20 protein-coding genes are annotated in these 19,007 nt (G+C 59.8%); 8 read left to right on the top strand and 12 right to left on the bottom strand.

The annotated features are described in order from the left end of the window. Positions 1 to 164 precede the first annotated feature (164 nt). Entirely contained in the window at positions 165 to 824 is a 660-nt protein-coding gene (locus tag ACP3TY_RS08860) for a methyltransferase family protein (RefSeq protein WP_053121509.1), read from the top strand. Between the two features lie 111 nt (positions 825 to 935). Here the strand turns inward: ACP3TY_RS08860 and ACP3TY_RS08855 are convergent, their stop codons facing one another. Both ACP3TY_RS08855 and ACP3TY_RS08850 read right to left on the bottom strand, forming a co-directional pair. Beyond that, positions 936 to 1,601 carry an HAD family hydrolase gene (locus ACP3TY_RS08855; RefSeq protein ID WP_426619748.1) on the bottom strand — a complete coding sequence of 222 codons (666 nt, stop codon included), beginning with the start codon at positions 1,599 to 1,601 and terminating at the stop codon, positions 936 to 938. A gap of 56 nt (positions 1,602 to 1,657) precedes the next feature. Beyond that, positions 1,658 to 2,071, bottom strand: a complete 414-nt coding sequence (locus ACP3TY_RS08850; RefSeq protein WP_053121513.1) for a response regulator — start codon at positions 2,069 to 2,071, stop codon at positions 1,658 to 1,660. A 199-nt stretch (positions 2,072 to 2,270) separates the two neighbouring features. Here ACP3TY_RS08850 and ACP3TY_RS08845 point away from each other — a divergent pair, with 199 nt between their 5' ends. Beyond that, positions 2,271 to 3,212, top strand: a complete 942-nt coding sequence (locus ACP3TY_RS08845) for a class I SAM-dependent methyltransferase (protein WP_426619747.1) — start codon at positions 2,271 to 2,273, stop codon at positions 3,210 to 3,212. A gap of 115 nt (positions 3,213 to 3,327) precedes the next feature. On the opposite strand, the gene ACP3TY_RS08840 is transcribed toward ACP3TY_RS08845, so the two are convergent. Further along, on the bottom strand, positions 3,328 to 4,101 hold the full coding sequence (locus tag ACP3TY_RS08840; RefSeq protein ID WP_426619746.1) for a helix-turn-helix transcriptional regulator: 774 nt from the start codon (positions 4,099 to 4,101) through the stop codon (positions 3,328 to 3,330). 294 nt (positions 4,102 to 4,395) lie between these two features. On the opposite strand from ACP3TY_RS08840, the gene ACP3TY_RS08835 reads away from it, so the two are divergent. Next, on the top strand, positions 4,396 to 5,514 hold the full coding sequence (locus tag ACP3TY_RS08835; protein ID WP_426619745.1) for a P1 family peptidase: 1,119 nt from the start codon (positions 4,396 to 4,398) through the stop codon (positions 5,512 to 5,514). 96 nt (positions 5,515 to 5,610) lie between these two features. Here the strand turns inward: ACP3TY_RS08835 and ACP3TY_RS08830 are convergent, their stop codons facing one another. After that, positions 5,611 to 6,198 carry an NAD(P)H-dependent oxidoreductase gene (locus ACP3TY_RS08830; RefSeq protein ID WP_426619744.1) on the bottom strand — a complete coding sequence of 196 codons (588 nt, stop codon included), beginning with the start codon at positions 6,196 to 6,198 and terminating at the stop codon, positions 5,611 to 5,613. Positions 6,199 to 6,283: 85 nt separating this feature from the next. Here ACP3TY_RS08830 and ACP3TY_RS08825 point away from each other — a divergent pair, with 85 nt between their 5' ends. Next, on the top strand, positions 6,284 to 6,910 hold the full coding sequence (locus ACP3TY_RS08825) for a TetR/AcrR family transcriptional regulator (RefSeq protein WP_426619743.1): 627 nt from the start codon (positions 6,284 to 6,286) through the stop codon (positions 6,908 to 6,910). On the opposite strand, the gene ACP3TY_RS08820 is transcribed toward ACP3TY_RS08825, so the two are convergent. The 3 genes from ACP3TY_RS08820 to ACP3TY_RS08810 all read right to left on the bottom strand — a co-directional run bounded on the left by ACP3TY_RS08820 (position 6,907) and on the right by ACP3TY_RS08810 (position 9,761). Next, positions 6,907 to 7,593, bottom strand: coding sequence for a GNAT family N-acetyltransferase (locus ACP3TY_RS08820; protein WP_426619742.1), 687 nt, complete (start codon positions 7,591 to 7,593; stop codon positions 6,907 to 6,909). The two genes, ACP3TY_RS08825 and ACP3TY_RS08820, sit on opposite strands and share 4 nt — an antisense overlap. A gap of 159 nt (positions 7,594 to 7,752) precedes the next feature. Further along, complete coding sequence (locus ACP3TY_RS08815) at positions 7,753 to 8,310, bottom strand: YceI family protein (protein ID WP_426619741.1); 558 nt, start codon at positions 8,308 to 8,310, stop codon at positions 7,753 to 7,755. Between the two features lie 92 nt (positions 8,311 to 8,402). Beyond that, entirely contained in the window at positions 8,403 to 9,761 is a 1,359-nt protein-coding gene (locus ACP3TY_RS08810) for an MATE family efflux transporter (protein WP_053121529.1), read from the bottom strand. Between the two features lie 170 nt (positions 9,762 to 9,931). Between ACP3TY_RS08810 and ACP3TY_RS08805 the strand changes: the two genes are divergently transcribed. Together ACP3TY_RS08805 and ACP3TY_RS08800 are read left to right on the top strand one after the other, a co-directional pair. Continuing rightward, the gene (locus ACP3TY_RS08805) at positions 9,932 to 10,498 is read left to right on the top strand and encodes a chorismate mutase (protein WP_426619740.1); all 567 of its coding nucleotides are present in this window, start codon (positions 9,932 to 9,934) and stop codon (positions 10,496 to 10,498) included. A 144-nt stretch (positions 10,499 to 10,642) separates the two neighbouring features. Further along, the gene (locus tag ACP3TY_RS08800; RefSeq protein ID WP_426619739.1) at positions 10,643 to 12,286 is read left to right on the top strand and encodes a sensor domain-containing diguanylate cyclase; all 1,644 of its coding nucleotides are present in this window, start codon (positions 10,643 to 10,645) and stop codon (positions 12,284 to 12,286) included. On the opposite strand, the gene ACP3TY_RS08795 is transcribed toward ACP3TY_RS08800, so the two are convergent. The 3 genes from ACP3TY_RS08795 to ACP3TY_RS08785 form a co-directional block, all read right to left on the bottom strand. Next, a complete protein-coding gene (locus ACP3TY_RS08795; RefSeq protein ID WP_159815219.1) occupies positions 12,287 to 12,580 on the bottom strand; it encodes a hypothetical protein in 294 nt (97 codons plus the stop codon). Between the two features lie 89 nt (positions 12,581 to 12,669). Beyond that, a complete protein-coding gene (locus tag ACP3TY_RS08790; RefSeq protein WP_426619738.1) occupies positions 12,670 to 13,758 on the bottom strand; it encodes a polyamine ABC transporter substrate-binding protein in 1,089 nt (362 codons plus the stop codon). A gap of 52 nt (positions 13,759 to 13,810) precedes the next feature. Continuing rightward, complete coding sequence (locus ACP3TY_RS08785; RefSeq protein WP_426619737.1) at positions 13,811 to 15,112, bottom strand: NAD(P)/FAD-dependent oxidoreductase; 1,302 nt, start codon at positions 15,110 to 15,112, stop codon at positions 13,811 to 13,813. A 160-nt stretch (positions 15,113 to 15,272) separates the two neighbouring features. On the opposite strand from ACP3TY_RS08785, the gene ACP3TY_RS08780 reads away from it, so the two are divergent. Next, positions 15,273 to 16,163: a LysR family transcriptional regulator gene (locus tag ACP3TY_RS08780; RefSeq protein ID WP_426619736.1), complete on the top strand. Its 891-nt coding sequence runs from the start codon at positions 15,273 to 15,275 to the stop codon at positions 16,161 to 16,163. 75 nt (positions 16,164 to 16,238) lie between these two features. Here the strand turns inward: ACP3TY_RS08780 and ACP3TY_RS08775 are convergent, their stop codons facing one another. Together ACP3TY_RS08775 and ACP3TY_RS08770 are read right to left on the bottom strand one after the other, a co-directional pair. Next, positions 16,239 to 16,625 (bottom strand): c-type cytochrome, encoded by a 387-nt coding sequence (locus tag ACP3TY_RS08775; RefSeq protein ID WP_053121541.1) that lies wholly within the window; start codon positions 16,623 to 16,625, stop codon positions 16,239 to 16,241. A gap of 65 nt (positions 16,626 to 16,690) precedes the next feature. After that, positions 16,691 to 18,022: a PLP-dependent aminotransferase family protein gene (locus ACP3TY_RS08770; protein WP_426619735.1), complete on the bottom strand. Its 1,332-nt coding sequence runs from the start codon at positions 18,020 to 18,022 to the stop codon at positions 16,691 to 16,693. A gap of 90 nt (positions 18,023 to 18,112) precedes the next feature. Here ACP3TY_RS08770 and ACP3TY_RS08765 point away from each other — a divergent pair, with 90 nt between their 5' ends. Then, entirely contained in the window at positions 18,113 to 19,006 is an 894-nt protein-coding gene (locus tag ACP3TY_RS08765; RefSeq protein WP_426619734.1) for a DMT family transporter, read from the top strand. The last annotated feature ends 1 nt before the right edge of the window (position 19,007 follow it).

Raw genomic sequence — 19,007 nt, 5'->3', positions numbered from 1 at the left:
TGGCGTACGCAAATTCCGTGTGCACCGCAAATCCCTGTAGGAGCTGCCGAAGGCTGCGATCTTTTGATCTTGTTTTTAAAAGAACAGGATCAAAAGATCGCAGCCTTCGGCAGCTCCTACGGGGATCTACACTGCAAAAGTGTGTATGCCGCCGTGAGAACGCCATGAGAATGTCAGCGCAAATGACCGTGGTCGCCGTGCTCGCCACCCTCGCCTATCTGGGCCTGGCGGTGTGGGGCATTGGTGGCGTGGGGATGTTCTTTTCCCACGGCTCGCTGGTGGTGGTCGCGCTGGCCACCGTGGCGATGGTGATCGCGTCGATGTTTACCGAGGTCAACCTGAGCTCCGGCGAACGCGAGGATCGCGCCAATCGCTGGGTGCTTCCGGCGTTTGGCGTGATTGGTTTGCTCAGCGGATTTCTACCCGCGTACTGCGATCGGCTGAATTTCTGGACGTTTGGCGGCGAAGGTGTGCGCTGGCTTGGCGCGTTGTTGTTCATCATTGGCGGGGCGCTGCGCTTGTGGCCGGTGTTTGTCTTGGGCCACCGATTCAGCGGGTTGGTGGCGATTCAGCCGGGGCATCGGTTGGTCACGGATGGGATTTATCAACACCTGCGCAACCCTAGTTATCTGGGGTTGGTGGTGAATGCGCTGGGATGGGCGTTGGCGTTTCGTTCAACTGTCGGGTTGCTGCTGGCGGCGCTGACGTTGATCCCGTTGATCGCGCGTATCCATTCTGAAGAGGCGCTGCTGCGCGGGCAGTTTGGCGCCGAGTATGACGCATACTGCGCCCGGAGCTGGCGCTTGTTACCGGGTGTCTACTAACGCCGCACCCCCTGTAGGAGCTGCCGAAGGCTGCGATCTTTTGATCTTGGTCTTTTAAAAAAACAAGATCAAAAGATCGCAGCCTTCGGCAGCTCCTACAGGGGGACAGCTTCAGGCAGGCTGTAGGTGCAGGCCGTCGTTGTCGATTTGGAGGCGGATCGCGTCGTAACTGGCCAGTGTCGCGTGCTCGGTTTCAAGCGGATGCTGATGCGTCGTGGTGATGATCATCAACGACGCGCCCGCCGCTTCAGCGGCTTGGATCCCGACAGCGGCATCCTCAAAAATCAGACACCCCGCCGGTTCCAGCCCCAAGCGTTTAGCCGCCAGCAGATAACCCGCCGGATCCGGCTTACCCGCCTTCACATCCTCAGCCGTAATCATCACCGCCGGCTCGGGAATCCCCGCCGCCGCCATCCGCCGCAACGCCAGATCGCGCGGCGCCGACGTCACCATGGCCCAACGATCCTTTGGCAATTGATTGAGAAACGCCGCCGCCCCCGGAATCTCGACAATGCCTTCAACATCCTCGATCTCCGCTGCGGTAATAAACGCCGCTTGTGCCTCCGCGTCCACGCCCGGCAGGTTCAGGCGATTGATCGTGTCGATCGCCCGCGCGCCATGAATGGTCGGCAGAAACGTCTCGACATCGACGCCATGGCGCACGGCCCAGGCTGACCAGATCCGCTCGGCGGCGGCGATGGAGTTGAGGACGGTGCCGTCCATGTCGAACAGGAACGCGCCAAACGCGCGGTCGAAAAGATCATTGTGAGCAGACAAAGGGTCGCATCCTCTGGCAAGGGGCCGGGCAAATTTGCCCGGCAATGTAGCACTTGTCAGTGCAGACGCGGAGCCTTGGACTTGAAGGCACTCTCGACGCAATCGAGCAACTGGCCGATCGCCCAGGGTTTCTTGATGAACGCGACCGAGTGCTTGACCCCAGACGTCTCCGGCGTTTCATAACCGGACATGACCATCACCGGTTTGTCCGGCCAGCGATCGCCGACCAGGTTGGCCAGATCGGCGCCGTTGAGGGTGCCGGGCATGGTGATGTCGGTCAGCAATAGATTCACTTCCGGCGCGTGTTCGTCCAGATATAATTTGGCTGCGTCGGCGCTGCTATGCGGCTCGACCTTGAAACCTTCCTCCTGAAGAATTTCGCAAAGAAACTCCAGAATCAACGGATCATCCTCAACTACCAGAATCAACCCGCCAGGAAGGTGCGCGTCCGCCGTTGGTGATGGGCACATGAAACTGCACTCCCTGAATAGCATTAACGATTTAGCGGCTTGAATCCGCTGCTTATCTGGTATGAGCAGCGCGTTCTGTAGAAATTCATTTTTGATACAGGAGTTTTCCAAATGGTCGGATTGGCAATCCTGAGACAAACGTTCGAAGTGGCGTAATTGTGGTTAAAATGCCGGCCCATTTGCTTGCCGACCGTGACCGATGAACCCTGAAGCCCTCGCCACCCTCCACGCCCATTTGCTGCCGGCACTCGCCAGCGCACCGGGCGAAACCCGTCGCTTGTTTCATGGGCGCGGGCGTTGCTGGCCGGGGCTGGAACAGGTCACGGTGGATTGGCTGCAAGGCGTGGTGCTGGTGTCGCTGTTCAAGGAACCGGCGCCGGAGCAACTGCAAGATCTCAAGCGCGTGTTGCTCGACATCACTTCTTCGGCCGAATGGCAGCAGTCCAAAGCGCACACGTTGCTGATCCAGCACCGTTATCTGCCGCAGAGCACCGCCGAATGGCTGTTGGGCGATGAGATCGATGAAATGACCATCGTCGAAGGCGGTCTGCAATACCGCGTCGATCTGGGCCGCAAGCAGAACGCCGGGCTGTTTCTCGACATGCGTTACGGGCGCAACTGGGTGCGCGAACAGTCCGACGGCAAGCGCGTGCTGAACCTGTTCGCCTACACCTGCGGTTTCTCCGTGGCGGCCATCGAGGGTGGCGCCAGTCATGTGGTCAATCTGGACATGTCCCGCGCCGCGCTCAGCCGTGGTCGCGACAATCACCGTTTGAATGGCCATGACACCGGCAAAGTCAGCTTCCTCGGCCACGACCTGTTCAAGTCCTGGGGCAAGGTGATCAACAGCGGCCCTTACGATCTGGTGATCATCGACCCGCCGTCGTTTCAGAAAGGCAGTTTTTTGCTGACCAAGGATTATCAGCGCGTGTTGCGGCGTCTGCCGGAGTTGCTGACGGCGGACGGCACGGTGCTGGCCTGCATGAATGACCCGGCGTTTGGTTCGGACTTTTTGATTGATGGCGTGACGCAGGAGGCGCCGAGTTTGCGCTTTGAACAGCGGCTGGAGAACCCGCCGGAATTTCCCGACATCGATCCCGAAAGCGGCCTGAAAGCCCTGGTCTTCAAACGCAGTTCCTGACACAACCCAAATCCCTGTAGGAGCTGCCGAAGGCTGCGATCTTTTGATCCTGATCTCTTAAAAACAAGATCAAAAGATCGCAGCCTTCGGCAGCTCCTACAGGGGGGGTGGAGAGTCAGTTCGGGCGCAGCACCAGTGCGAACAGCTCACCATGTCCGGTGACATTGAGCTTTTGATAGAGATTGCGCCGATGCACTTTCACCGTTTCCGGCGAAATCCCCATCTGCTGGGCGATCGCCTTACTCGAGAAACCCTGCAAGATCAGCCGCGCCGTGTCGTTTTCACGCACGGTCAGCCGCGCATCGAAGCGATCCAGCAACGTCGCCAGATCGCCGACCAGCACTTCAGCAACCGCCCCTTGCGGCGGCAATAGCTGCACATGCCGGCGCATCGCTGCCAGCACCCAGTCGCGCACACACAGCAGCCGGCCCTGCTCGGCCATTTCGAACGGCGTCGAACGCCCCATCGATAAGCCCAACACGCTGCCATCAACGTTAATCATGAACTGCAACTCATCCGCGCCCACCACCGAGCGGAAGTAGCTCTGGTAGTACTCGCTCTGCAAAAACTGGTCAGGCGCCACCGACGCCAGGCTGTGCAAGCCATCAGCGAGCCCCGCCGAAGCGGCCTGATAAAACGGATCGAGCAGGTACATGCCGGCGGTGTAATCGGCGAGGTTTTCCTGCTCCTCGACAGCGCCCTTGCTGTCGATATCAATCAGCAATTGCGGCGCCTGGCCCGCCGTCATCACCGCGACCAAGGCGTTATCCATCGGCACCAGCAGGCGCAAAGTGTCGACCAGCGCCCGCCAGAATCCGTCCTGCCCGACACAGGTGAAGACCCGCGCCAGACTTTGATGCACAGGCAATTCCTGCAACAACGCGTCCACGCTCTACCCCTTTTGTGTAACCCATGATGGGAATGGGTCAGGCGCGATCGGATCGATAGGCTGACCGCACTTGATCAACACCGGCCGCAGCGGCCGGAAGTGCCGAATCATGCGGGGTCATCGAGGGGATATCAACCGGTGACCACTGATCAGCAAGACCAACGCATTTCCTGTAGGAGCTGCCGCAGGCTGCGATCTTTTGACGTTGTTTTTGCAGATCAAAAGATCGCAGCCTGCGGCAGCTCCTACAGAGATCGCGACACATGTAAGATTTTTATGGAGAGACAGAAATCAATGAAACCTCGTGCCCGTGACCTCAACATCCGCATTGGCCAGATGCAGCCCGGCCCGCTCAATGCGATCACCGACGTGCCCGGTGTGCGTGTCGGCCACAGCAACGTGCGCGGTAAAAGCACGGCCGGTCGTGACATTTGCACCGGCGTCACCCTGATCGAACCGCGTCAGGGTTCGACCAACCAGCAACCGTGTTTCGCTGGCGTGCATGTGCTCAATGGCAACGGTGACGCCAGCGGTCTTGAGTGGATTCGCGAGGCGGGCTTGTTGACCAGTCCGATCGCTTTCACCAACACCCACAGCCTCGGCGTGGTGCGCGATGCGCTGATTGTGCTGGATCGTCAGCAGCAACCGGACGATGGCCGTCTCTACTGGAACATGCCGGTGGTGCTGGAGACTTACGACGGGTTGCTCAATGACATCAACGGCTTCCACGTCAAACCTGAACATGTCGCCGAAGCCCTGCACAACGCGGTCGACGGCCCGGTTGTGGAAGGCACGGTCGGCGGTGGCAGCGGCATGATCTGCCATGAATTCAAGGGCGGCATCGGCACTTCGTCGCGGCGATTGAGCGCTGCGCAGGGCGGCTGGACAGTGGGTGCGATCGTCCAGGCCAACTATGGCATTCGCAACCAGTTACGGGTTGACGGCTACCCGGTCGGGCGCTACATGGAACAGAAGGATTCACCGTTTTTGCGCGCCGCATTGCCGCATCCTGGCATGGGTTCGATCGTGGTTTGCCTGGCCACCGATGCGCCGTTGTTGCCGCATCAGTGCACACGCCTGGCGCAACGGGCGAGCGTCGGTCTGGCGCGCACCGGTGGCGGCAATGAAGATCAAAGCGGCGACATCTTTATCGCCTTCGCCACGGGTAATGATCACGTGCCGCCGGCGGCCTATGAAAGCAAAGGTGCGCCGACGTGTGACGGCTTGCGGATGGTCAATAACGATCACATCAGCGAGCTGTTTCTGGCCGCCACCGAGGCGGTTGAGGAAGCGATCATCAATGCCTTGCTGGCCAGCGAGAGCACTGAAGGCAATGGCCATTCGGTTCAGGGGCTGGATGCACAAACCTTGCTCGCCGCCCTCGAAAAGGCAGGCTGGCCTGGCTCGCGATAACCCCACAAATCCCTGTAGGAGCTGCCGAAGGCTGCGATCTTTTGATGTTGTTTTTCAAGATCAAAAGATCGCAGCCTTCGGCAGCTCCTACAGGAGTTATGTGAACATCTGATAACCGAGTTTCCGGGCCACTTGCAGCTGCAACTGCGGCTCGCGCAACTCCGACTCCGGCAGCAACGTCGAGCTCAGCACCGTCGCCCCGCTGTAATCGAAAATCCCGTGTTCTATCTGCGCCTTCATCGCCGCACCGTAACCGTGGCGTTCATAGGTGCGTTCGTCTGCCCCGGCGAGTTGTACAAGGTGCACGCGCAAACGCTGCAGCAACTTCACATGCTTCAAGTCACCCGCAAAATCGAACGCCCAGCCATTGCTGAACACCCGATCAATCCAGCCCTTGAGCAGTGCCGGCATCGACCACCAATACACCGGGTAAACCAGCACCAACGCATCGGCGCGATCAATGCGTGCCTGTTCCGCCAGCACATCCTCCGGCGGCGAGGCCTCGCGATGATGCACGGCAAAATCCGCTGCGCCGAAACGCGGTTCGAAGCCTTCAGCGTAGAGATCGGCGATCTCGAAGGTGTTGGCCGGATCGGCTTCGGTCAGGCCGGCAGCAATTTGTGTGGCAACGCTGTGGGTCAGTGAGCGCGGATCGTGATGAGCAACAACAATCAATGCGTGCATGGCAATTCTCCGGTTGGTGAGGCTGACCAAGGCTTATATACTCTTGGTAAGTTACGGAGCTTAAGTTACCTTTGGTATATAAACCATGTCAACTGATCAACTGACCAAACAGAATTCCCCCGCGCAACCGCGCAAACGCCTTTCCCGTGAGGATCGCCTGCGCCAGTTGCTTGATGTCGCCTGGCAGATCATCCGCGCCGAGGGCACCGATGCGCTGACCCTCGGCTATCTCGCCGAAAAGGCCGGCGTGACCAAACCCGTGGTCTACGACCATTTCGTCACCCGCGCAGGGTTACTCGCGGCGCTTTACCGCGATTTCGATGCACGCCAGACCGTGGTGATGGACGCCGCGATCGCCGAATGCGAGCCGACACTCGTCGGCACCGCCTCAGTGATTGCCAAGGCGTATGTCGATTGTGTGATGTTTCAGGGAACGGAAATTCCGGGGATCATCGCCGCGCTGGCGAGCACCCCGGAACTGGAGAAAATCAAGCGGGAGTACGAGGCGATCTTCCTCGAAAAGTGCCGCCGCGACCTGGCGCCTTACGCCAATGGCGGGACGATCACTGCTGCCGGACTACGTGCAATGCTCGGCGCCGCCGAAGCGCTGTCGCACGCTGCCGCCAACGGTGAAATCAGCGCCGAGGACGCGATCAACGAGTTGTACGCAACCATCATCGCAATGGTCGAACGCGCCGCTGTCAGGAGCTAGTGCAGAGTCAAACGCTGGCGGACAAATTCTTCCGTGTGGCGAGTGGTTTGATCCAGATGGCGATCGCGCTGCTTCTCGGCATCGAGCATCGCGCGCTTGCTGTTTTTCTGTAGCAGATACGTGTGAATCTGCTGCACTTCCAGTGAGCGGTAAATCGGCGTGGTGTCGATGAAACCGCGCAAGCCGTTGCTGCGGTAATGCCGGGTGCTCATCAGTACCTGGGTCTCGCGCGAGCCGATCACCTCAAAACCAAGCGCATCGAAATACGGGACTTTGCCGACGGTGCAGCCCAGCTCCGCATGCGGATAACGGCCGAGCATTTCGCCGATCATCGCCCGCGCCACGCCTTGCCGCCGGTGCCCTTCGCGCACCGCCATGTAGGCGACGCTGCACGCTTCCCAGTCGCCCTGCACCGGCAGGTACAAAAGGAAACCGATCACCTGTTCCGGATCTTCATCGGCGGTCGCCACCAGCAACTCGACTTCGGTGCCCTTGTCGCCATTCAACGCTTCCAGATACAAATGCACCTCGTAGCCCACCGCGTACTGATACACGTTGTACAGCAGGTTGCTCGGGCCCAGGCCAACCGCGCTGATGTCGGTCAGGTAGTCGACGACCATTTGCAGAATCTGGCTGTTGACGCCTTCGGGGCATGGGGATTTGTAGTGGGTGATGCGAGGCATGGCAGCTGAACTCCGGCAGAAAACCGCGACATCATACCTTGTCCCTGCGCCAACCCCTGTAGGAGCTGCCGAAGGCTGCGATCTTTTGATCTTGTCTTTTAAAAACAGGATCAAAAGATCGCAGCCTTCGGCAGCTCCTACATTGGGAAAATCGGGGTATTACTGCTGCGGTGCCACCACTTTGATTTTGATCGCGATGTCCTTCGACACCACCGTGTCCGCCCACTCCCCCGCGCCGAGCCCAAACTCGTCGCGCTTGAGCAGCAGCTCACCGTCAAAAATGCCGATGGCGTTCTCCGGCTTCAATTCAACCGGCACCTGCACGTCGCGGGTGATGCCTTTGAGGGTGAGCTGGCCGGCGATCAGGTAGCGGTTTTCGGCCACTTGCGTGAAATGGCTCGATTCGAATACCGCGACGGGGAATTTTTCCGTGTCGAACCACGCCGGTTTCACAAGTTCGGTATTGGCGTCTTCGCTGCCGGCATCGATGCTGGTGAGGTCGATGTGCAGCGTCGTGCGGGCGTTGGCGAGATTGTCGGAATCGAAGCTCAGCGTCGCCTCGAACTTGCCGAACGTGCCGTACATCCGCGAGCCCATCTGGTTATAGGTGAAGCTGATCTGACTGGCGGTCGTGTTGACCCGGTTGTATTCGACCGCCTGGGCAATCGGCACGGCGCACAGGCAAAACGCGGCAGCGAGCAGCAATCGGATCGACATGAGATTCTCCGGGCAGCGCTTACCGTCGAGGGCCTCGATTGACTAAAGCAAACAACCGACAGTTACGCCACTTCGGGATCAGGGTTTGAAGTTCAAACCATCCGCTCGATCTTCTGATGCTTCCACACCAATTTGTAATACAGCGTCTGCAACACCAGCATCCCCAGATACGCCACCGGAAACGCCATCCACACACCCTGCAAACCGTACTGGCCATCAAGCCAGTACGCCGCCGGCAACTGCACGCCGACCACACAAATAATCGCAATGATCACCGGCACCAGCACTGTGCCGCTGGCGCGCATGATCCCGCCGATGATCGCCTGGAAGCCGAACACCAACAGGCTCCAGAGCATGATGTGCAGCAGATGCTCGGCCATCGCCCGGGTCGAGTCTTCGGTCAGGAACAAGCCAAGCAACCAGTGCGACAGCAGGTAACCCAGCACAATCAGTCCACCGGTCAGGCACACGTTGATCAGCAAACCTGTGCGCAGAATCGGCGCCATGCGCTCCAGACGCCCGGCACCAATCGCCTGTGCGCCCAGAATCGACGCAGTGATGGCAATCGACAACGCCGGAAACTGCACGTAGTTAACGATCTGCGTCACCGCGCCATACGCCGCCGTTGCCTGCGAACCGTGCTGATTCACCAGCGCCAGAATCACCAGTTCCGACAACGACAGGACAATCATCTGCACGCCGGTCGGCAGGCCGATACGCAGCACCTTGCCGAGGATTGCACCGTTAAGCCGCAGCGCTGCAAAAAACTCTCGATCCGGCGCCAGCGGATGGCCCTTGCGGATCAAGCGCCACGCCAGCCATGCCATCGCCGCGAGGTTACCGGCCAGGCCCGCGTACGCCGCACTTTGAATGCCCAGTTGCGGCAGGCCAAACCAGCCGCGAATCAACGCCGGGGTCAGCGCCAGGCCCACACTGGTCGAGACGATCAGCGCCAGCAGCGGCGACAACGTGTCACTCACCCCACGTAGCAACTGGGTGAACAGCACAAACACCAGCATCGACGGCAGAATCCACATCATCACGTGCGCGTAGGCCACCGCGTCGTCCAGCACATCCGCCGGCGTGCCCAATCCGGTCAACGCCTGCCGCGCGAACACACTGCCGAGCACCGCCGCGATCAAACCAATCAGCACACCCAGCAACAACGTTGCGCCGGCGATGGCTTTAACCATGTGCGGCTCGCGCGCGCCCCACGCCTGACCGATCAACACGCCCGCGCCCGCGCCAAGGCCGATGACCAGCGCGATAAAGAAGAAGATGATCGGAAACATCCCCGACACCGCCGCCAGCGCCTGAGTGCCGAGCATCTGGCCGATGTAAATGCTGTTCACCGTGCCCGACATCGACTGCAGAAAATTCGACAACACCATCGGGGCGAGGAACAACAAATACGTTTGCCAGAGGGGTTTGGTGACGGCTGGGGTTTGCATGGGGCAGGAGGTCCATCTCGACGGCAGGAAGGCTTAAGGAGGATAGCTTCGATGAGTTGTCAGCGGGGCGCAATTAACATTTAAGCTTCGTGTTTAATTTCGCCCTGAAGCGATGCCGGAGTCTGTGGTAAACAACACTCCACCCATTGTTCGTGATTGAGATTTTGCTCATGCCGCACGTTACAAATCTGCTGACCAGCGCCCTCCTCGCTCTCCTCGCCGGCAGCGCTTGCGCCGCCACGCCCAGTGCTGCTCCCGAAGCCTTGAAGCCGTTGTTGATGACATTGAACGAGCGCCTGAACATCGGCGATCTGGTAGCGCTGACCAAGTGGGACAGCGGCAAGCCGATTCAGGACAGCGCGCGTGAAGCGCAGGTGATTGCCAATGCGCGCACGCTGGCCGCCGAGCGCAAACTTGATGCTGAAGACGTGGCGCAATTGATTGCTGCGCAAGTGGAGGCCAATAAACTGGTGCAGTACGGTTTGCTCGCACAATGGCAAGCGGCGGGTGTGGCGCCGGACACTGCACGCCCGGATCTGGGCAAGCAGATTCGGCCGCGACTGGATGAGCTGCAGAGCCGATTGTTGCAGCAGTACGCTGATTTCGCGCCTTACCGTCGGGATCCGAATTGTTCGAGCTGGCTGGCGGAAGCGCGCAAGGGGTTGGCGCAGGATGCGCTGCACGAGTTGGCGTTGATGCGGAGCACCGGTGAATTGTGTGTGCGGGCGGCGAGGTAATAAAGTCAAAAGATCGCAACCTGCGGCAGCTCCTACGAGGGTCAGCGACGGGTCTGACAAATCCTGGCGCAAGTGACGACTGGCGGTCGGTCGATCATTGCGCATACCATCCGGCCACAACTTCAAAACAGAATCCGCTCGCCCATGCTCAAAGCCAGTCTGCGTAGCCATCTCACTCTTTGGTTTGCCGGTTTATCCCTGCTGACGCTGCTGAGCGTGGGTTTCTACGTCGGTCATATCGCCACCGAGCAGATGAAACAGGCCAGTGGCAATGCGCTGCTGAGCACCGCGCGCTCGGCGGCGGCATTGCTCGGCGAACAGTTGCGCGAGCGGCAACTTGAGGTTTATTTGCTCAGTCGAGCGCCGCATCTGGAGCGCGGCGATCTGGACAACCCGGCGATTCTCAAGTCGATGCAGTTGCGCACCCAGGCCCGTGCCGAATACGCGTGGATGGGCGTGGCCGATGCCGAGGGCCTCGTGCATCAGGCCGTAAACGGTTTGCTGGTCGGTCAATCGGTGCAACAACGCCCGTGGTTCCAGGCTGGTCTGCGCAATGAGTACACCGGTGATCCGCACGAAGCCGTGTTACTCGCCAAATTGCTGCCGGGATTGCCGAATGGCGAACCGTTGCGCTTCATTGACTTCGCCGCGCCGATTCACAACGCCGAGGGCCAAGTGATTGGTGTGCTGGGGGCTCACGCACACTGGAGCTGGGTGACGCGGATTGTCGAATCGGCGGCGGTGTCGCACAAGGATTCGGCGCCGGATCTCGAAGCGCTGATCATCGATCATGACGGTAAAGTGCTGTACCCGGAGGCGTTAATGGGCCAACAGGTCGCGGCCAACGATCCGAACTCGCCGGGCTGGACGGTCGGCGATGGTTATCTGACCAGTCGCGTGACCGTGCCGACACCGTCGAGCACTGCATTGTCGTGGTCGATTGCTGTGCGCCAACCGCTGGACACTGCCCTGCAACCGGCGCGTCTGCTGCTCTACAAACTGTTGCTGTTGGGCGTGTTCGCGGCAATCGGTTGTGGCTTGGTGGCGTACTACCTGGCGCTGTACCTCAGCCGCCCGATTGAACAACTCGCTCGCTCGGCCAAACGCGTACAGAACAATCAGCCCGGCGCACACTTCCCGCTGCAACATCCAGTGCAGGAAATTGCCCAACTCGGCCAGTCGATCGATGCGATGACGCAATCACTGCTCGGCAAAGAACGTCAGTTGCAGGAGGCCAATGCCTCGCTGGAAGCCACCGTCGCGCAGCGCACGGCGGCCCTCACCCAAGCCAACGCCGAATTGCTCAGTCTGGCGACCCACGATTCCCTGACCGGCGTTTTCAACCGTCGTCGCTTCGACGAAAAGCTTACCGAGTACAACCTGCTGTTCCGCCGTACCGGCCGCCCGTTTGCCTTGCTGCTGATCGACGCCGATCATTTCAAACGGATCAACGACACCTACGGCCACGCCATCGGCGATGACGTGCTGGTGCAACTGGCGCAACTGATTCGCGAGAGCACCCGCAGCACCGATTTCGTGGCGCGCTACGGTGGTGAAGAGTTTGCAGTGTTGTTGCCGGAAGTCGCGCAACCGGATACCCCTGAAGTGGTCGCCGAGAAAATCCGCACAGCCATCGCCAACGCGCATTTCCCTCATGTCGGCAACATGACCGTCAGCATCGGCATCGGCCTGGCGGATCCCGCTGACAACATCCAGACCCTGCTGATCAAACGCGCTGACCAACAGCTGTACCGGGCAAAAGCCGCCGGGCGTAACCAGATCGCCTGATCAGCCCTGCTTCACTTCGCAGATCCCGTTGGCCTTGTTCTTCCCGGTGTACGACACCCCCGGTGAACCATCGGGATTGATGCTCAGCGAAATGGTCACGCCCGCGCCTTTGGCCTCGAAATAGTTGTCGTTGAATTTCTTCAATTTGGCTTCCTTGCCATTGATGTAGATCGGCCCGCCTTCATCCGCGTGAACTTCGATCTTGCCCGGGCAAGTGGCATTGAGCATCGGAATGCCCGCGTGGGCCACTGATGCGATGAGCAACAAAGGTGCTGCCAGCAACAAAGATTTCATGGAAAGCTCCTTGGTTTCGGCGACATGCCGCGCTGTCAGCAATAACCCAAAATCGCCCATCCCACCAGTGTCACCGTTGTCGCGGGGGGTCAGGTATTGGTCTTCAACTTCGTCCACAACCGCGTCGTCAGCCGCGCAATCGCTGCCGGCAGTTCTTCGACGGTGAACAATTTGTCCATCACTTCTTTTGGCGGATAAATCGCCGGATCGCCGATCACGTCCTGATTGAGAAACTCATTGGCCGCCGCATTCGGATTGGCGTAATGGATGCTGTTGCTGATATTGGCAATCACCTTCGGTTCGAGCAGGTAGTTCATGTAGGCGTAGCCGTTCTTTTCATGCGGCGCGCTTTTCGGCATGACCATCATGTCGAACCACAATGTCGTGCCTTCGGTCGGGATCGAATAGGCGATGTCGATGCCGTTTTTGGCTTCCTTGGCGCTCGCCGCCGCTTGAACAATGTCACCGTTGAAACCGATCACCGCGCAGACGTTGCCGTTGGCCAGGTCGCTGATGTATTTCGAGGCGTGGAAATACTGGATGTACGGGCGGATTTTCAGCAAGGCCTGCTCGGCTTGTTTGTAGTCGGCCGCTTCGTGGCTGTGCGGCGGCAAGCCGAGGTAGTTGAGGGTGATTGGCAGCACCTGTGTCGGGTTGTCGATGATCGCCACACCGCACTGGCTCAGCTTCTTGATGTTCTCTTCGTCGAAAAACATCTTCCACGAGCGAGTGATATCGGTATTGCCGAAGATCGCTTTGATTTTTTCGACGTTGTAGCCGATGCCGGCCGTGCCCCACATGTACGGGTAGCCGTACTGATTACCCGGATCGTTGACTTCGAGTTTCTTCATCAACACCGGGTCGAGGTTTTTCCAGTTCGGCAGTTGCGACTTGTCGAGTTTCTGGATCGCCCCGGCCTTGATCAGTCGCGAGAGAAAGTGGTTCGACGGGTTGACCACGTCATAACCGGTGTTGCCGGTCATCAACTTCGACTCCAGCACTTCGTTGCTGTCGTGGATGTCGTAAGTGGTCTTGATGCCGCTGGTCTGGGTGAAATTGGCCAGCGTGTCCGGGGCGATGTAGCTGTTCCAGTTGGAAATATTGACGGTTTCGTCGGCACAAGCGGCCGCCGACGTTGCAGCGAGGGCGATCGCCAGGGTGAGCGTATTGATGCGCATGTTCTATCACCTGAAAGGAAGTGGCTTTTGTTCTTGTGCGGTACGCGGATTTTCAGATTTCTGTTCTGGCCCTGACCGCCTCCACGCGCATGCGAAGCATGGCACCGATGTCGAAGAAAGGCCGCGGCGGCAACCAGCCGGGTTCGGCGCGCTGCATCACCGATTGCAACAGTGGCGAGTCAACGCCCGAGGCCAGTTCTGCCAGCAGTCGGCCCCACAAGGTTCCGCGCGCAACGCCGGAACCATTGCAGCCCGCCACGGCGTATACGCCCTCTTCCACCCGGTCGAAATACGCCTGACCGCTGCGGGTAGCGCTCAAGTGGCCGGTCCAGGTGAATTGAATGTCGCGCTCGTCGAGGAAGGGAAAACGCCGCTGCAATCCAAGTACATGATGCTGGCGACGTTGCGCGAGTGCGCCGTTGGACAGGTCGCGCGTGCGGTATTCGGCGGTGTTGCGGATCATCACGCGGCGATCCGGGGTCAGGCGCACGGTGGCGCCGAGTGGCCGGGTCGAGAGCACGCCCCACGGCTCGACCGCGCCAATCGCCTGAAACTCGTGATCGGTCAGCGGCCGCGTCAGGCTGGCGCTGAGTTCCATGGGGAATGTGCCGCTGTCGTTGATGCCGACCCGAGGAATAAACGCGTTCAGGCACACCAGCACTTTCTTCGCTTCAACGCTGCCGTTAGCCGCGTTGGCGCGCAGCCCGCCCTGACTCAGACGCTCGACACTGGCGATGTCGGTGTCCTCATACACGGTGATGTTGCCCGGCAGTGCGTTGAGCAAACCTTTCACATACTTGGCCGGTTGCAGCAGCGCATTGCCGTGGCCACACCAGATAGCGGCGGCGTAGTGACGGGTGCCAAGTTTCTGCGCCAACGGTTCACCTTGCAGAAACTCGGCCCGGGCACCGAGCGCGCGCAACGTCGCCAGTTTGGCCTCGACATGATCAAGCTTGGCCGCGTCATTGACCGCAAAGTAATAACCGCTGTCGCGAAAGTCGCATTCGATCCCGTGTTGACTGATGCGTTGGCGGACTTCTTCGCTGGCCGCCCGAGAAATCATCGTGTCGGTTTCAAACCCGGCAAATCCGGCGGTGCCGATCAATTCGCTGTGCGCCGGGTGTTCGTGAGCAACGACAAACCCCGAGTTACGCGCCGACGCGCCTTGCGCCGCGCGCTGCCGGTCGACCACGACGATGCGCGCCTGCGGGTGCATGTCGGCGAGCGTGTGTGCGGCACTGAGGCCGGTAATGCCGGCGCCAATCACCAGCCAATCGGCCTTCTGCGCGCCGCTCAGGCGACCGCGCTCCGGCGAGTGGCCTGCCTGCGCGATCCAGCCGCATATGTTTTCCATGCATCACCTCATAGGACTGTCGTTCAACGGCTTGCCTCTGTGTAAAGTGCATGCGTGAATCGCATGGACACCTTGAGAAGATCTCCGCCAGAGCTAGAATCTATAAGGTCTTCGTCAGACCGACCAACGTTATAAAATCATCGAGCCATTCTGAAATCGCATGGATAAAATTCGCCACGTACCGTCCCTTCAAGCCATGCAGGCACTGGTCGAAGTCGCCGATTGCGGCAGCTTCACTCTGGCGGCGCAGAAGCTGTGCCTGACCCAAAGCGCGGTCAGTCGGCAGATCCAGCAATTGGAGGGCCACTTCAATGTTGCGCTGTTTATCCGTACCAGCCGCAGCCTGCGCCTGACCGCAGAAGGCGAACAGGTGCTGGCCAGCGCGCGCAGTATTCTCGAACAACTGAAAAATCTCGAAGAGCGCCTCGCCCCACAGGAGCGGCCATTCCGCATCCGCATGCACGTGTCACTGGCGGTGCGCTGGCTGCTGCCCAAACTCAGCGACTTTTACCGCAGCCATCCCGAGGTTTCCTTGGCGATTGAGACGGTCGCCACCGAAGTGGTTGAGCCGGCCAGCGACAGCGACGCGTACATTCTGTATCTGCCTCAAGCGACCAGCGACCCGGCGTATCTGACGCTGTTTGAAGAAACGCTGGTGCCGGTGTGCGCGCCCAATCTGCCGGGCGCACCGCGATCAGTGGACGAGTTGCAGCGTTTTGCCTTGCTGCATCGCTCGGCTGATCGTCAGGCGTGGTTCGAATGGCTGGCGGCGAATAATGGAAAACCGCTGGAGGATTACCGGCACATCCCGTTCAACCTTGATGAGTTGGCACTGGATGCGGCGGCGCGCGGGTTGGGCGTGGCGGTCACGGACATGACGCTGGCGGCGGAGTCGCTGGAGCGCGGCGTGTTGGTGGTGCCGTTCGGCCCACCGCTGAAAACCGGCGGCATTTATTCGCTGTGCTTGCAGCCGTCAGCGGCGACGCACCCGGCGTGTGCATCGGTGATGCAATGGTTCACCAAACAAACCCTCAACCCCCAATCCCCGTAGGAGCTGCCGAAGGCTGCGATCTTTTGATCTTGCCCTTAAAAAACCAGATCAAAAGATCGCAGCCTTCGGCAGCTCCTACGGGTGTTCCGAGAAGGTCTGCAGGTAGGCGAGCAGGTTGTCGAGTTTCTCTTCATCGCTCAGGCCCCAGAAAATCATCCGCGTGCCTGGCACCACGCCTTTCGGGTCTTTGAGATACGCCCTCAACGTGTCGGCATCCCAGGTCACGCCGGAGTTTTTCATTGCGTCGGAATAGACGTAATTGGCTGAAGTACCGGCAGGCCGACCGACGATGCCGTTGAGTTCCGGGCCGAAACCGGGGCGGGCCGACTCACCGACCTGATGGCAACCACCACACAAACGCGGGAAGATTTTTGCCCCCGCTTCAGGGTCGCCGGCGGCTTGGGCAGTTGAACAGGTGGCGATAAGGCTCAAGGCCAGGGACAGTAAGGCAGTGGTTTTCATCGAACGATCCAGAAACAGGCGCTACACAATTGCGGCAAGCCTAACATTTTGTGCACGGCAGTTTTTTACAGGTAAGCGCCGATGATCTTTCTGACGGTGATCAATGCCTGACGCAAAACGGCCATGTCCACCGAGCCCAGCGCCAGCCGAATCGCATGCGGCACATGGGCGGACACGGCAAACGGTTCGGCCGTGGTGACGGAGATCTGTTGCTGCTGCAGTTCCACGACGATCTGATCGGCGCGCACATCTTCCGGCAGTGGCAGCCATAAAAAGTACGAAGACGGATGGCCGATCCACGACAGCCCTTTGAGCAATTCCGCGGCCAAGGTTTGCCGTGCTTTGGCGTCATTGCGCTTCTGTTCCTCAAGCTCAATGACGGTGCCATCGTCGAGCCAGCCGCAGGCAATCGCAGTCATCACCCCCGGAGTGTTCCAGGTCGTGGCGCGAATGACGCGTTCCAGCGCCGGCACCATCCCCACGGGCGCGGCGATAAATCCGACGCGCAAACCGGTGGCGATGTTTTTCGACAGTCCCGACACGTACACAGTGCGCTCCGGCGCCAGATCAATCAGCGGGCGCGGTGGGTTTTCCACCAGAAAGGCGTAGGCCGCATCCTCGAGGATTGTCAGATCATGCCGTCGGGCGATCGCCACCAGTTGTTCACGTTGATCAATCGGCATTACCCAACCCAGCGGATTGTGCAACGTCGGCATGCTGTACACCGCGCGTACCGAGCGCTGCCGACAAAGCTTGTCCAGTGCCTGCAAATCCGGGCCGTGCGCGGTCAGCGGGATCGCCACCACTTCCAGATGCAGCGCTTCGGCCAGCACTTTGAACCCGGAATAGGTCAACGCGTCAGCGGCAATCACATCACCCGGTTTGAGCAACGCCATCAGCGTCACCGCCAGCCCTTGCTGTGCACCGTTGACGATCAGCACTTGCTCGGTCTCGACCTGCACGCCACGGCTTAGCAGATGTTGCGCGACCGACGCGCGCTCATGAGCGCGACCGGCGTGCGGCTGATAACGCAGCAACGCTTCGAGATCGCCCGACAATGCCAACTGCCGCAGCGCCGTGCGCAACAGATCCGCCTGACCGGGCAACGACGGGTAGTTGAAATTGAGGTCGATCATGCCGACCGCGACGTCCTTCTGATCGATGCCCTGCCCCGGTAGCAACGAGGTTTCCCGCACAAACGTGCCGCGCCCGGCCTCGCCACTGACCAGGCCCATCGCCTCCAGTTCGGCATAAACCCGTGATGCGGTGACCAGCGCCAGCCCTTCGCTCGCCGCCAGTTGCCGGTGCGTCGGCAGGCGCGTGCCCGGCGACAGGCGACCCGAGCGAATGTCATCGGCGTAGGTATCAACCAGTGTCTTGTATCGGGAGCGCGGCATGTCGGCTGTATCCATGACAATTCTTTGATTGTCCTGATTCTCAGCCATAGGATTCAAATGACGCAACCCCACTTTTGAGCGCGACCTAGCATGGAACGAACCTCGAATCTGACAAACCCGGCACTGGAAAAAACCAGCGGCTGGATCAACGGCTTTATTGGCGTGGTGATTTTCAGCGGCTCACTGCCCGCCACGCGATTGGCGGTGCTGGAGTTCGATCCGGTGTTTCTCACGGTATTGCGTGCCGCCATCGCTGGGGTATTGGCCGTGGCACTGCTGTGGCTGTTTCGCGAACGGCGCCCCATACGCGATCAGTGGCTGTCGTTATTCATTGTGGCAATGGGCGTGGTGCTCGGATTTCCGCTGCTGACTGCGTTGGCTTTGCAACACGTGACGTCAGCGCATTCGATTGTCTTTGTAGGATTGCTGCCACTGGCGACAGCGATTTTCGGCGTGTTGCGCGGTGGTGAACGGCCGCGTCCGGTGTTCTGGGTTTTCTCGGTACTCGGCAGTGCGCTGGTGGTGGGGTTTGCGATCTCTCAAGGCCTGACCGCTTCGCCAACCGGCGACTTGCTGATGCTGGCCGCCATCGTCGCCTGCGGTCTGGGCTACGCCGAAGGGGCGAAATTGTCGCGCAGCCTCGGCGGCTGGCAGGTGATTTGTTGGGCGCTGGTGTTGTCGTTGCCACTGATGGCGGTGCTCAGTCTGTGGCTGGCGCCCGCCTCGTTCAGCACCATCAGCCTGTCGGCATGGCTGTGTCTGGGCTATGTGTCGCTGTTCAGCATGTTGATCGGTTTTGTGTTCTGGTATCGCGGCTTGGCGCAGGGCGGGATTGCGGCGGTGGGTCAGTTGCAGTTGTTGCAGCCGTTTTTTGGTTTGGCGCTGGCGGCGACGTTGCTGCACGAACACGTCAGCGTCGGCATGCTCGCGGTGACGTTGGGCGTCATTCTGTGTGTCGCCGGGGCGAAGAAGTTCGCCAAATAAT

Source organism: Pseudomonas rustica (assembly GCF_049959085.1).
Classification (GTDB): domain Bacteria; phylum Pseudomonadota; class Gammaproteobacteria; order Pseudomonadales; family Pseudomonadaceae; genus Aquipseudomonas; species Aquipseudomonas rustica.
Note: the sequence above shows the minus strand (reverse complement) of the source record. Positions and strands in the feature narration are given on the sequence as shown.

Coding starts and splice junctions, on each gene's coding strand:
- ACP3TY_RS08825 (WP_426619743.1), top strand. CDS start 6,284: ATGTCAACTGATCAACTGACCAAACAGAATTCCCCCGCGCAACCGCGC.
- ACP3TY_RS08830 (WP_426619744.1), bottom strand. CDS start 6,198: ATGCACGCATTGATTGTTGTTGCTCATCACGATCCGCGCTCACTGACC.
- ACP3TY_RS08835 (WP_426619745.1), top strand. CDS start 4,396: ATGAAACCTCGTGCCCGTGACCTCAACATCCGCATTGGCCAGATGCAG.
- ACP3TY_RS08860 (WP_053121509.1), top strand. CDS start 165: ATGAGAATGTCAGCGCAAATGACCGTGGTCGCCGTGCTCGCCACCCTC.
- ACP3TY_RS08815 (WP_426619741.1), bottom strand. CDS start 8,310: ATGTCGATCCGATTGCTGCTCGCTGCCGCGTTTTGCCTGTGCGCCGTG.
- ACP3TY_RS08785 (WP_426619737.1), bottom strand. CDS start 15,112: ATGGAAAACATATGCGGCTGGATCGCGCAGGCAGGCCACTCGCCGGAG.
- ACP3TY_RS08765 (WP_426619734.1), top strand. CDS start 18,113: ATGGAACGAACCTCGAATCTGACAAACCCGGCACTGGAAAAAACCAGC.
- ACP3TY_RS08780 (WP_426619736.1), top strand. CDS start 15,273: ATGGATAAAATTCGCCACGTACCGTCCCTTCAAGCCATGCAGGCACTG.
- ACP3TY_RS08795 (WP_159815219.1), bottom strand. CDS start 12,580: ATGAAATCTTTGTTGCTGGCAGCACCTTTGTTGCTCATCGCATCAGTG.
- ACP3TY_RS08800 (WP_426619739.1), top strand. CDS start 10,643: ATGCTCAAAGCCAGTCTGCGTAGCCATCTCACTCTTTGGTTTGCCGGT.
- ACP3TY_RS08845 (WP_426619747.1), top strand. CDS start 2,271: ATGAACCCTGAAGCCCTCGCCACCCTCCACGCCCATTTGCTGCCGGCA.
- ACP3TY_RS08850 (WP_053121513.1), bottom strand. CDS start 2,071: ATGTGCCCATCACCAACGGCGGACGCGCACCTTCCTGGCGGGTTGATT.
- ACP3TY_RS08775 (WP_053121541.1), bottom strand. CDS start 16,625: ATGAAAACCACTGCCTTACTGTCCCTGGCCTTGAGCCTTATCGCCACC.
- ACP3TY_RS08790 (WP_426619738.1), bottom strand. CDS start 13,758: ATGCGCATCAATACGCTCACCCTGGCGATCGCCCTCGCTGCAACGTCG.
- ACP3TY_RS08805 (WP_426619740.1), top strand. CDS start 9,932: ATGCCGCACGTTACAAATCTGCTGACCAGCGCCCTCCTCGCTCTCCTC.
- ACP3TY_RS08820 (WP_426619742.1), bottom strand. CDS start 7,593: ATGCCTCGCATCACCCACTACAAATCCCCATGCCCCGAAGGCGTCAAC.
- ACP3TY_RS08770 (WP_426619735.1), bottom strand. CDS start 18,022: ATGCCGCGCTCCCGATACAAGACACTGGTTGATACCTACGCCGATGAC.
- ACP3TY_RS08810 (WP_053121529.1), bottom strand. CDS start 9,761: ATGCAAACCCCAGCCGTCACCAAACCCCTCTGGCAAACGTATTTGTTG.